General features: G+C 67.3%; 12 protein-coding genes. 5 read left to right on the plus strand and 7 right to left on the minus strand.

Annotation, left to right across the window (positions count from 1 at the left end; translation table 11 throughout):
- Positions 1-59: 59 nt before the first annotated feature.
- On the plus strand, positions 60-1421 hold the full coding sequence (locus THIX_RS03535) for an IS1380-like element ISCARN34 family transposase (protein WP_086558171.1): 1362 nt from the start codon (positions 60-62) through the stop codon (positions 1419-1421).
- A gap of 263 nt (positions 1422-1684) precedes the next feature.
- On the opposite strand, the gene THIX_RS23720 is transcribed toward THIX_RS03535, so the two are convergent.
- The 4 genes from THIX_RS23720 to THIX_RS03550 all read right to left on the minus strand — a co-directional run bounded on the left by THIX_RS23720 (position 1685) and on the right by THIX_RS03550 (position 3976).
- Positions 1685-1891: a type II toxin-antitoxin system PemK/MazF family toxin gene (locus THIX_RS23720; RefSeq protein ID WP_199195226.1), complete on the minus strand. Its 207-nt coding sequence runs from the start codon at positions 1889-1891 to the stop codon at positions 1685-1687.
- The gene (locus THIX_RS23725) at positions 1888-2043 is read right to left on the minus strand and encodes a type II toxin-antitoxin system PemK/MazF family toxin (protein WP_199195227.1); all 156 of its coding nucleotides are present in this window, start codon (positions 2041-2043) and stop codon (positions 1888-1890) included. The genes THIX_RS23720 and THIX_RS23725 overlap by 4 nt, the downstream gene beginning before the upstream one ends.
- Before the next feature lie 170 nt (positions 2044-2213).
- Entirely contained in the window at positions 2214-2828 is a 615-nt protein-coding gene (metW, locus tag THIX_RS03545) for a methionine biosynthesis protein MetW (RefSeq protein ID WP_112484972.1), read from the minus strand.
- On the minus strand, positions 2825-3976 hold the full coding sequence (locus THIX_RS03550; RefSeq protein ID WP_112488127.1) for a homoserine O-acetyltransferase: 1152 nt from the start codon (positions 3974-3976) through the stop codon (positions 2825-2827). Before THIX_RS03550 ends, metW begins: the two co-directional genes overlap by 4 nt.
- A gap of 362 nt (positions 3977-4338) precedes the next feature.
- On the opposite strand from THIX_RS03550, the gene THIX_RS03555 reads away from it, so the two are divergent.
- Positions 4339-4863: a cytochrome c-like protein gene (locus THIX_RS03555; protein ID WP_233224379.1), complete on the plus strand. Its 525-nt coding sequence runs from the start codon at positions 4339-4341 to the stop codon at positions 4861-4863.
- Positions 4860-5246, plus strand: coding sequence for a c-type cytochrome (locus tag THIX_RS03560; protein WP_233224380.1), 387 nt, complete (start codon positions 4860-4862; stop codon positions 5244-5246). Before THIX_RS03555 ends, THIX_RS03560 begins: the two co-directional genes overlap by 4 nt.
- A gap of 18 nt (positions 5247-5264) precedes the next feature.
- Here THIX_RS03560 and THIX_RS03565 read toward each other — a convergent pair whose 3' ends face one another.
- Entirely contained in the window at positions 5265-6566 is a 1302-nt protein-coding gene (locus tag THIX_RS03565) for an MFS transporter (RefSeq protein WP_199195229.1), read from the minus strand.
- Positions 6567-6709: 143 nt separating this feature from the next.
- On the opposite strand from THIX_RS03565, the gene THIX_RS03570 reads away from it, so the two are divergent.
- Together THIX_RS03570 and rocF are read left to right on the plus strand one after the other, a co-directional pair.
- On the plus strand, positions 6710-7606 hold the full coding sequence (locus tag THIX_RS03570; RefSeq protein ID WP_112484975.1) for a TIGR00730 family Rossman fold protein: 897 nt from the start codon (positions 6710-6712) through the stop codon (positions 7604-7606).
- Positions 7607-7622: 16 nt separating this feature from the next.
- Positions 7623-8537, plus strand: a complete 915-nt coding sequence (rocF, locus tag THIX_RS03575; protein ID WP_112484977.1) for an arginase — start codon at positions 7623-7625, stop codon at positions 8535-8537.
- 6 nt (positions 8538-8543) lie between these two features.
- On the opposite strand, the gene THIX_RS03580 is transcribed toward rocF, so the two are convergent.
- Together THIX_RS03580 and THIX_RS03585 are read right to left on the minus strand one after the other, a co-directional pair.
- On the minus strand, positions 8544-9476 hold the full coding sequence (locus THIX_RS03580; protein ID WP_112488129.1) for a DMT family transporter: 933 nt from the start codon (positions 9474-9476) through the stop codon (positions 8544-8546).
- Between the two features lie 189 nt (positions 9477-9665).
- Positions 9666-11021 (minus strand): IS1182-like element ISThsp16 family transposase, encoded by a 1356-nt coding sequence (locus tag THIX_RS03585; protein ID WP_112484377.1) that lies wholly within the window; start codon positions 11019-11021, stop codon positions 9666-9668.
- Between the last annotated feature and the right edge of the window lie 84 nt (positions 11022-11105).

Consider the following 11105-nt stretch of genomic DNA (forward strand, 5'->3'; position numbering starts at 1 on the left):
ATTCGATAAAATGACCCCTTTGTCTTCTCACCCAGCGGGTGAACGTTCCGGGGTATGGCATGGGGTTTGGATTTCGCGTCAAGCAACTCGACTATGACCTGACGCCGGTGGCCGGTCTGGCCCTTGTCGGTCATCACCTCAAGCGCCTCGATCCTCTGTTCAAACGCCTGGATGCCCAGTGGCCTTGCCGCGGCGGACTGCCGCCCAGCACACTGATGCGCAGCTATGTTGGCTTGCTCGCGCAGAGCAAGAGCGACTTCGATGCCATCGAAGGCTTTCGAGGCGATCGTTTCTTCCAGGAGGCGCTGGGTCTGGTGGGTGTGCCGTCCTCGCCCACCCTGCGCCAGCGCCTGGATGCGCAGGCCGCCCTGTGGTTTGACTTCACCTCCCAGGCGATTGAAGCGCTGCTGCGCAAGAGCCAACCGGACTATGGTCTTTTGCCTTGCGGTCATGTGCCGCTGGACATCGACACCTTCGCGATGGACAACTCGGGCACAGCCAAGGATGGGGTGAGCCGCACCTACGCGGGGGTCGATGGCTACTGCCCGCTGGCGGCCTACCTGGGCACGCATGGGTTTTGCCTGGAGTTCGCCCTACGTCCGGGCGCGCAGCACTCGGCTTCGGAGACGACCTACAACCTCGAGACGGCCGTGCCCATGGCGCAGCGCCTGTCGACCGCAGGCCCCAAGGCGCCGATTCTCGTGCGCATGGATGCGGGGTTTTGCTCGGCCGCCTTGATGGCCGACATGCAGCGCTGCAACAGGCCAGGACTGCCCCGGGTCGATGTTCTGATCAAGTGGAATCCCCGCAAGACCGATCCTCTGGAGGTCTTGCGACGGCAGGAACTGGAAGGGGGTTTGTTGTGGCAGCATCCGCGCGCAGGCAAGCGCGTGGCGGTTTGGGAGGTGGCCGTGCAGGTCGAAGGCATCGCCCATCGCCTGCGCCGCATTGTGCGCATCACGGAGCGCACCGTCGATGCCCGTGGCCAGCAGTTTTTGGTCCCCGAGATCATCTTGGAGGGCTGGACGACAAGCTTGCCCAAGGCCATCAGCGCCGAGGCGATCATCGACCTGTACGCCGGGCACGCTACGCACGAGCAGTTCCATGCGGAATTCAAAACCGACATGGATCTGGAGCGACTGCCCTCGGGGAAGTTCGACACGAACGATCTTGTCTGCCAGCTTGCGGCCCTGACGATGAACGTGCTGCGCCTCATGGGGCAGCAAGGGCTGCTGGGGCCGCATGCACCGGTGCGCCATGCGGCCAGGCGACGGCGTCTGAAGACTGTGATCCAGGAACTTGTCATCCGCGCAGCACGCGTGATCAACCATGGCGGGCGGCTGTGGTTGGGACTGGGCGCCAACGACAAGGCAGCCCGTGCCTTTTGCGATCTGCATGCGCAGTTCGCCGCCAGCGGCTGAAGACGCAGTCCAAGCTTTCCCAGCACCCCAAGACGCTGGCCACAAGGGCTCAGCGGGGGAACGGCTGCGCGCAACCCACCCGAAATGACCGATCAAGGGGGCCGATCGTTCGCGCACAGCCCCACAGCCCCCTTCGACACGGCGCTCGAACCGTGAACCTGCGGGAAATCGGGAAAATCGGGCCGTCACAATCAGCTTTCAAGTCGATGGATTATCGGAAGTCACGGATTCAGGTCAAGAGTCATGATGCTTTTCCCTTGCCTCTACCACAGCCCCAGCACCGCGCGCAGACTGGTTTCCACCAGCGCCAGTTCCTGCGCGTCCAGACGCAGCAAGGGGCCGTCGCCGAAGCGGTCGCGGTCGATGGCGCGGACATGTTCCACCATGACGAAACTGGGCAGCAGCATGCGTTCGCGCACGGGCAAGGCGACCCGCAGCGGTGCAAGGGCGGGGCGGGATTGGGTGGTCAAAGAGGAGCGGCGATGATGGTCGCCAGACCGGCCTGGGTCAGCGCCGTGTCTTGCAGCACCAGCACGGGCCGAACCTTGCCGATCTCGCCGCCCTTGTTGGGGTTGAGGTTGGCCGTCCAGACTTCGCCGCGGCGTATGGGGGCGGGGCTCATGAGAAACGCCGGGCCGTCCCAAGTTTTCTCGTCCCCCTCGGGGGGCCGCTGCGATGCGGCGGCCTGGGGGCGCTCACACCCACCGTGGCCGCGCCGGATCACGGCCCGCGCCAGCTTCGTCGCCGAGTTCGCGCGCGGCCGACCCACCTGGGGCAGCATGGCCCCGCCTCTCAACCCGTGCTGAAGACGAACATCGCCTCCGAGGCCAGCAGGTTGGGCCAGGTGTGGACTTCGCGGCCGGCTTGCACGCCGAAGGCTTCGCGCACTTGCAGGCCGCATTTGGTGGCGAGGCCGGCGAAGTCGGCGTGGGTGGCGACGCGCAGATTGGGGGTGTCGTACCACTGGTAGGGCAGTTCGTCCGTCACGGGCAGGCGGCCGCCGGCGACGCGCAGGCGGATGCGCCAGTAGGCGAAGTTGGCGAAGCTGGCAATGCCGCTGCGGCCGACGCGGCCGGCTTCGCGCAGCGCGCCTTCGGTATGCCGCAGATTCGGCAGCGAGTCGATCAGCAGCACGACGTCGAAGCTGGCGTCGGCGAACATGGCCAGGCCCTGTTCGAGGTCGAGTTGCAGCACGTCCACGTCGCGGCGGGCGCAGGCCACCAGCTTGTCGGGGTCGATCTCCACGCCTTGCACCGAGCAGCCGCGCGCGTCGCGCAGATGGGCGAGCAGGGCGCCGTCGCCGCAGCCGAGGTCGAGCACGCAGCTGCCTCGCGGCACGCGCGCGGCGATGATGTCGTGGCGCGGGTTGTGCGTCGTCCCGGGCGGTTGAGTCGTGGCGGATTTCATCGCGCGTCCTCCAGCTTCAGGTCGTGGGCGATGCGGTCGAAATAGGCGCGCACCATGTCGTGGTAATGCGGCTCGTCCATCAGGAAGGCGTCGTGGCCGTGGGGCGACTCGATTTCGGCATAGCTCACCTCGCGGCGGTTGGCCAGGAGCGCGCGCACGATCTCGCGCGAGCGCTCGGGAGCGAAGCGCCAGTCGGTGGTGAAGCTGGCGAGCAGGAAGCGCGCGGTGGCCGGGGCGAGCGCGGCGGTGAGGTCGCCGCCGTGGGCCGCGGCGGGGTCGAAATAATCGAGCGCGCGGGTGAGCAGCAGATAGGTGTTGGCGTCGAAAATGCCGCTGAATTTTTCGCCCTGGTGGCGCAGATAGCTTTCGATCTGAAAGTCCACGTCGAAGCCGTAGCCGAGTTCGCCGTTGCGCAGGTTGCGGCCGAACTTGCTGGCCATGGCGTCGTCGCTCAGGTAGGTGATGTGGCCCACCATGCGCGCCATCGCCAGGCCCTGGCGCGGCACCACGCCATGGGCGTAGAAGTCGCCGCCGTGGAAGTCCGGGTCGGTGATGATGGCGCGCCGCGCCACCTCGTTGAAGGCGATGTTCTGCGCCGACAGGTTCGGCGCGGTGGCAATGGCGACGCAATGCGCCACCCGCGCCGGGTGGCGGATGGCCCAGCACAGCGCCTGCATGCCGCCGAGGCTGCCGCCCATCACGGCGGCGAGGCGCTCGATGCCGAGGCGGTCGAGCACGCGCGCCTGCGCGTCCACCCAGTCTTCCACCGTCACCACCGGGAAGCGGCTGCCCCAGGGTTGGCCGGTTGCGGGGTCGATGCTGGCCGGGCCGGTGGAGCCGAAGCAGGAGCCGGGGTTGTTGATGCCGACGACGAAGTAGCGCTTGGTGTCCACCGGCTTGCCCGGGCCCACCATGTTGTCCCACCAGCCACGGGTTTTTTCGTCGCCGTCATAGGTGCCGGCGACATGGTGGCTGGCGTTGAGGGCGTGGCACACCAGCACGGCGTTGCTCTTGTCGGCGTTGAGCCGGCCATAGGTTTCCACCACCAGTTCGTAGGCTGGCAGGCAGGCGCCGCTTTGCAGCGGCAAGGGCGCGTCGAACGCCATGCGGCTGGGCGTCTGGTCGCCAAGATCGGAGATGAGGGCCATGCGCGTGTCCATGAAAAAACCGGCGGTTTCGGCAGCAGGGGGGATGCAGCGAAAACGGGCCGGTGGAGCGCGCTGTTTTAGCTGCATTTGTTAAGCGCCCGCAAGCTCAGAGCAAATCGGCGCGTGGGCGAAAGTATAGGCCGCGGCCTGGTGGCTTGCCGGTCGCGGGCGCAGAACTGGCGCGAGCCGGCACGGCCCCGGAGGTTTCACCTTGCAACATCTGTCACGCCCGCCCGCCTAGGCAGGGGCCGGGCATGGCCGGAGAATAGCCCGCAGATCCAGATCCGGCGCGGCTGCCGAGGTCGCGGCCAAGGCGCCCCGGGCTCAGCAGCGTCGAACCCACAACTCCAGGAGATATGCCGATGAAGCCACCATTCCTCAGCCGTGCTCCGGCCGCCCTGCGCGTTGCCTTGCTGCTGGCTTGCGCGGGGATTGCAGGGGCGAGCTTCGCCGCCGTGCCGCCCAAGGCGGGCCCCATGACCGTGAAGGCCGCCACCTCGATGGAGCAGGCGGTGCAGGACGGCGCGAAGATCTTCGCGCTGGACAGCTTCGGCACCACGCAGACCTGGGTGCCCGAAGGCGCCTTCGGCAACCACCTCATGAGCTGCGCCGCCTGCCATACCGGCGGCGGCGTGCCCGAGGGCATCATGCCCAGCGGCGCCCACATCCCCAGCCTCATCGGTTCGGCCTCCAACTATCCCAAGTTCAAGGCCAAGAAGCATGCCGTCTACACCCTGGAGCGGCAGATCGTGCATTGCGTGCGCGCCGGCATCATGGGCAAGCCGCCCGGCTACAACAGCCCCGAGATGATCGATCTGGTGGTCTATCTCACCGCCTTGTCCAAGGGTGCGGCCATGGGGCATCAGATGCCGGTGGTGGCGCATTGACGCGCCGGCGCGGCAGGCCATGCGCCGCGTTGCTGCTGGCGGCCGTGCTCGCGGTGCCGGCTGCCGCATGGGCCGCGGCCCCGGCAGCCGCGACGGGCAGGGTCGACGCGGTCGCCATGCTGGCGCTGGCCAAGTCCTCCGGCTGCCTGGCTTGCCACGCCTTGCAGCACAAGAAGGTCGGGCCGTCTTACGCTGCCATCGCGGCGCGCTACGCCAACAAACCCGACGCGCTCGAGACCTTGCAGAACGCCATCCTCCACGGCGAATCCGGCACCTGGGGCGTCATTCCCATGCCGGCGTATGGCGGCGCCCAGCAAGTGCTCACCCGCGCCCAGGCGCACGATCTGGCGCAGTGGATCATGGGACTGGCGCCCGGGGCTTGATGCCCGGGCACCAAGTTCTCAAGCAACTTCGGCCATATTCCGGCTGCTGGTTTCGCCCAGCCCCAGCACCGCCAGCAGGCTGACGAGCGCGGCCACCGAGATGTAGCCGCCCACCCAGCTCAGGCCGCCTTGCGCCACCAGCACCTGCGCCGCGTAAGGCGCCAGCGACGCGCCCAGAATGCCGCCCAGGTTGTAGGCCGCGCCCGAGCCGGTGTAGCGCACGCTGGTGGGGAAAATCTCCGGCAGCATCGCTCCCAGCGGGGCGTAGGTCATGCCCATGAGGAAGAGCGCGCCGCAGAGGAAGATGCCAACGTTCCCGGCCGTGGCCGTGCCCAGCAAAGGCGCCAGCGCGAAGCCCCAGGCGACGGCCGCGGCCGCAGACGCCAGCAGCACTGGGCGGCGCCCGAGCTTGTCGGACAGCCAGGCCGACAGGACAGTCGCCACCGCCATGCAGACGATGGCCAGCATCAGCCAGCCTTGCAGCGCGGGCTTGTGGATGTGCAGTGTGCCGATGCCGTAGCTCAGCACGAACACCGCGCTGATGTAGAACAAGGCGTAGCACACGACGATGGACAGCGACCCGAGCACCAGCGGTTTGAGATGGCGCCCGAGCAGCTCGGTCAGCGGCACGCGGACGCGCTGTGTTTCGGCCTGGCGGAACAGCGGGGTTTCGCTCAGCTTGAGCCGCGCATACAGGCCGATGAGCACCAGTACGGCGCTCACCAGGAACGGAATGCGCCAGCCCCAGGCCATGAACTGATCGTGCGCGAGCAGCACGCCCAGCAGCAGGAACAAGCCGTTGGCGCAGAGAAAGCCGATGGACGGACCGAGCTGCGGGAACATGCCGAACAGGCCGCGCTTGTGCCTGGGCGCGTTTTCGGTGGCGAGCAAGGCGGCGCCGCCCCATTCGCCGCCCAGACCCAGGCCCTGGCCGATGCGCAGCAGTGCCAGCAGCCACGGCGCCGCTTCGCCGATGCTGGCGTAGCCGGGGAGAAAGCCGATGAGCGTGGTGCAAACGCCCATGGTCAGCAGCGTGGCCACGAGCGTGGACTTGCGGCCGAAGCGGTCGCCGAAATGGCCGAAGAGGAAGGCGCCGACCGGCCGCGCCAGGAAGGCGATGCCGAAGGTGGCGAAGGCGTTGAGCGATTGCGCCGTGGGCGAATCGCGCGGAAAAAACACCGGGCCGATGACCAGCGCCGCGGCGATGGCGTAGACGTAGAAGTCGTAGAACTCGATGGCCGTGCCGATGAAGCTGGCGACCGCAATCTGCGTGGTGGTGTTGCTGGGCGCACCGGGCATGGCCGCGGTTCGTGTTTGCATGCTTGTCTCCTGCTGTTGTGGCCACGCGATCGGGCAGGCACGAATCTAAGGGCAACGCAGGGCGTGGCTTGCAAGCAAATGTAAATATCGAGGCCGCACGCCAATGGGCACGATGGTCTTTGCGCATCGCGTAAGCTCGCGCCATGAACAAAAAACGCAAGCAACTGGCCGCGCGCAACTTCCCTTCGGCCGGGGAAGAGGCCGCCAAATTCAAATCGCCATCGCGCTATGCCGGGCCTGAAAGCAGCTACCGCCTGGCCTTCACCGACACCGCTTTTTTGCTGCAGGACGACCTGCGCCCGGTGCGCATGCAGCTTGAACTGCTCAAGCCCGAGATGGTGCAGCGCGAGCATGGCATCGAAGCCACCATCGTCATCTTCGGCAGTGCCCGCATCCTGACGCCCGAGCTTGCCCGCGAGCGCCTGCAACAGGCCGAGGCCGGAGGCGATGCGCAGGCCGTGGCGCGCGCCAGGCAGGCGCTGGAGATGTCGCGCCACTACGACGAAGCGCGGCGTTTCGCCGCACTCGTGACGCAGGCCTCATGCAGCCTGGAGCAGCCCATCGTCGTCGTGACCGGTGGCGGCCCGGGTGTGATGGAAGCGGGCAACCGCGGTGCGGACGAAGCGGGCGGCCAAAGCATCGGCCTGAACATCGTGCTGCCGCACGAAGAGCAGCCCAACCCCTACATCACGCCCGAGCTGTGCTTCCAGTTCCATTACTTCGCGCTGCGCAAGATGCACTTCCTCATGCGCTCGGTGGCGCTGGCGTGCTTCCCCGGCGGCTTCGGCACGCTGGACGAATTGTTCGAGGTGCTGACGCTGACGCAGACCGGCAAGGTGCGCAAGCGCCCCATCCTGTTGTTCGACCGTGCCTTCTGGACGTCGCTCATCAACTTCGACCACCTGGTGCAGACCGGCATGATCGCGGCCAAGGACGTGGAGTTGTTCCACTTCGTCGAAACCGCCGACGAGGCCTGGGCCATCCTGCGGCGCGAGCTGGGCCTGGACAACGGCGCCGGCGCCGAGAGCGACAGCCACTGAGCCCGGGAGCCTCGCCATGGCCCGAGCCATTCGCCTGATCGGCGCGCCCACCGACATCGGCGCCGGCGCACGCGGCGCGTCCATGGGCCCCGAGGCCATGCGCGTCGCGGGCCTGCGCGAAGCTCTGGAGGGGCTGGGCCTGCGGGTGGACGACCATGGCAACCTGAGCGGCCCCGCCAACCCCTGGCTGCCGCCGGTGGACGGCTGGCGCCATCTGCCCGAGACGGTGGCGTGGAACCGCACGGTGTACGCCGCGATGCGCGCGGCGCTGACTGCGGACGATCTGCCGGTGCTGCTGGGCGGCGACCATTGCCTCGCCATCGGCTCCATCAGCGCGGTGGCGGCGCATTGCCGCGAGCAGGGGCGCCGCTTGCGGGTGCTGTGGCTGGACGCGCATGCCGACTTCAACACCAGCGCCATCACCCCCAGCGGCAACATCCACGGCATGCCGGTGGCCTGCCTCTGCGGCCATGGGCCGCGCGAGCTGCTGGAGCTGTCGGGCCGGGTGCCGGCGATGGCGCCCGACAGCATCCGCCAGATCGGCATCCGCAGCGTGGACGCCGGCGAGAAGCGCCTGGTGCACGGCGTCGGCCTGGAGGTGTTCGACATGCGCTTCATCGACGAGCACGGCATGCGCGAAACCATGGACCAGGCGCTCACCGGGCTGGGCGCCGACACCCATCTGCACGTGAGCTTCGACGTCGACTTTCTCGACCCCGACATCGCCCCCGGCGTGGGCACCACGGTGCGCGGCGGCCCGAGCTACCGCGAGGCGCAGTTGTGCATGGAAATGATCGCCGACACCGGCCGCCTGGCCTCGCTCGACGTGATGGAACTCAACCCCGCGTTCGACGTGCGCAACCGTACCGCCGAGGTGGCGGTGGATTTGATCGAAAGCCTGTTCGGCAAATCCACCCTGATGCGGGCCTGAGGGCGTTCACGACCGTCGCGCGGCGTCAGCGCTCGACTGCGGCGCGGCCGTTGCCGGAGCCGCGGCCGAAGCGCGCAGCAAGAGCAGCAAAGCCAGCGCGACGATGACGATGCCCGCGCCCTCGTCGGCATTCGGCCTCTCCCCCAGCAGCGCCCAGGCCAGCAGCACGCCCGTCACCGGAATGGCGAGGCTGGACAGCCCGGCCACGCCGGCCGGCAGGCGCTGCACCACCAGCAGCCACAACGTCCACGCCAGGCCCGAGGCCAGCACCACGTTGAAGGTCAGGGCGGCGATGAAACCGGGCGTCCAGGTCACGGCGCGCTCGGGGACGAACCCGGCCAGCAACACCAGAAAGAAGGTGCCGACCAGCATCTGCCAGGCCGTCAGGCGCAGCGGCGACAGCGCCTTGCCCTGTCGCGCGAACAGGCGCTTCGCCGCCACCGTGGAGACCGCCCAGTTCATGCCGCCACCGATGGCCATCAAAGCGCTCGTCAGGTCCACATGCGCGTTCCATGGCTGCAGGACGAGCAGCAGCCCGACAGCCGCCAGCACCAGGCTGGCCACTTGCAAGGAGCGCAGGCGCTCGTGCAGCCAGGCCCAGGCCAGGAGCACGGTCCAGAACGGCATGGTGTAGGCCAGCAGCGCCGTTTTGCCGGCGCCGCCATGCACCAGCGCCCATTGCGCCAGCGCGGTGAACCCGGCGGTCTGCGTCAGGCCGATGAGCAGCGTGGGGCCGAGCGGCGGCGGCGCCAGGCGCTCGCCCCGCAAGCGCAGCAGCAGGAACAGCACGGCGGTGCCACCGGCGTAGCGCAACGCGGAGAAGTTGAACGGGCCGCTGTCAAGCATCGCCAGCTTCATCACAATCCAGTTGCTGCTCCAGATCAGGGTGAGCGCCAGCAGGGCGAAGACGGCGGGTTTGCGAGAGGGATGTGTCGACATGGATGCAAAAGCTTGCATCCTAGGAGGCTGTCGGACTTGAACCCGAGCGAATCCGATTGATCAGTGCGACGCGTTTTTTTTGACAGCGGCGCGCTGATCGAACGCTCTCGATGGTTGGCGAGACACTGTGAGGGCACATGGGGCGGCCTGGGGACTCGGTTTTGGCGTGGTCGGGGCGCACTATTGCCCTCACGCGGCTCGCAGGACGTGCATGCGCTTGATGTTCCAAGCCATGGTCACCAAGCTCCATTCGCCTTGTGCCTTGGCCAGCCCGCGCATGCTCATCTGGCGCCAACCCATCACTTGCTTGATGATGCCGAACACCGGCTCCACTGTCTGCTTGCGCAGGCCGTACAGGGCTCGGCCTGCTTGCGTGCCCAGGCGGTGTGCCATCTGCACGAGCGGATCCGTCGTCTGGGGCTCGGGCACATCGGGTGCAAAGCGCCCCATCACCGGCGTGTGATGCGACTCCCGCTTGAGCGCCAGCAGCGGCTCGATACCCGCGTCGTTGCACGCGATCACGTTGGCTTGGCTGAAGAAGCCGTTGTCCGTGATGAGCGTGTGCACCTCGCCCAGCACCGCGGGTAACGCTTGGATCTGCTGCAGCGTAGGCACAACTTCGCGCTTGTCGTTGGATGCCTGGCTCACATGCTGGGTGATCACCATCATCGTCGCGATGTCCACGCCGGCTTGTGCGTTGTAGCTTTGCTCGAAGCCCCCACCCGACACGGGCATGATGCGCGACTCTTCATCCGTGAGGTTGACCTGATCGCTGCTCCGGGGGCCGGCCTCTGGCGGCTCAGGGTCCTTGCCGCGCGGCTTCTTGCCCGCCTCGCGCTGGGCTTGGCGCTTGGCGGTCTTGGCCTCGTACTCCTGCTGCTCGACCTGATGGCGTTCGCTGGCGCGCTGCTCGATCTTGGCCTTGGCCTGCGCGATTGCGCTCAAGCGATCTGCACGCAGGGCGATCTCCGCCGGCACATCCATGCCGTCGGGTACCGTCGCGCGGTCGCTGTTCTCTGCCAGCGCCAGCAGCGTTTGTACTTCCTGGCGCAGCTGCGCCTCGATCTTGTTGGCATGAGCCCACGACAAGGCCTTGTGCTTGCTGGCGTTGGCGTCGATCTTGGTGCCATCCAGCGCGATGTGTCCGAGCTTGAGCAGCTTCATCTCGCGCGCCAGAACCAGCACCTGCACGAACAGTGCCTCCACCTCCTTCAAGAAGCGGCGGCGGAACGTCGCCAGCGTGTCGTGATCGGGGTGGGTATTGGCCGCAACAAAGCGGAACGCCACCGAGTCGTAGGTCGCCCGCTCGATCTTGCGGCTGGAGTGCACGCCGTTGGCGTAGCCGTAGATCAGCAGGCCCAGCAGCACCGCCGGATGGTGCGCCGCCGAGCCCCGGCCTGCGTACTGTCGGGCCAGATCGCCCAGATCAAGCTGCTCGATGACTTCGACCACGAAGCGCGCCAAGTGATCAGTGGGCAGCCATTCGTCCACCGACGGTGGCAACAGATATGCGGTGTCTCGGTCAACAGGGACGAAGCGGCTCATCGGCTCGGGCTCTCGGTTGTGCAGCAGCAATTGTCTCGGATAGCGTCTTCATCCGGAAGACCGCAAAGTCCGACAGTCTCCTAG

Origin of the sequence: Thiomonas sp. X19 (assembly GCF_900089495.1) — a bacterium.
In the GTDB taxonomy this organism is placed as follows: domain Bacteria; phylum Pseudomonadota; class Gammaproteobacteria; order Burkholderiales; family Burkholderiaceae_C; genus Thiomonas_A.

What these genes read in the sequence shown, in the direction of transcription:
- THIX_RS03535 (WP_086558171.1), top strand. Translation starts at nt 60, where the DNA reads ATGGGGTTTGGATTTCGCGTCAAGCAACTCGACTATGACCTGACGCCG.
- THIX_RS23725 (WP_199195227.1), bottom strand. Translation starts at nt 2,043, where the DNA reads ATGAGCCCCGCCCCCATACGCCGCGGCGAAGTCTGGACGGCCAACCTC.
- metW (WP_112484972.1), bottom strand. Translation starts at nt 2,828, where the DNA reads ATGAAATCCGCCACGACTCAACCGCCCGGGACGACGCACAACCCGCGC.
- THIX_RS03550 (WP_112488127.1), bottom strand. Translation starts at nt 3,976, where the DNA reads ATGGCCCTCATCTCCGATCTTGGCGACCAGACGCCCAGCCGCATGGCG.
- THIX_RS03555 (WP_233224379.1), top strand. Translation starts at nt 4,339, where the DNA reads ATGAAGCCACCATTCCTCAGCCGTGCTCCGGCCGCCCTGCGCGTTGCC.
- THIX_RS03565 (WP_199195229.1), bottom strand. Translation starts at nt 6,566, where the DNA reads ATGCAAACACGAACCGCGGCCATGCCCGGTGCGCCCAGCAACACCACC.
- THIX_RS03570 (WP_112484975.1), top strand. Translation starts at nt 6,710, where the DNA reads ATGAACAAAAAACGCAAGCAACTGGCCGCGCGCAACTTCCCTTCGGCC.
- rocF (WP_112484977.1), top strand. Translation starts at nt 7,623, where the DNA reads ATGGCCCGAGCCATTCGCCTGATCGGCGCGCCCACCGACATCGGCGCC.
- THIX_RS03580 (WP_112488129.1), bottom strand. Translation starts at nt 9,476, where the DNA reads ATGTCGACACATCCCTCTCGCAAACCCGCCGTCTTCGCCCTGCTGGCG.
- THIX_RS03585 (WP_112484377.1), bottom strand. Translation starts at nt 11,021, where the DNA reads ATGAGCCGCTTCGTCCCTGTTGACCGAGACACCGCATATCTGTTGCCA.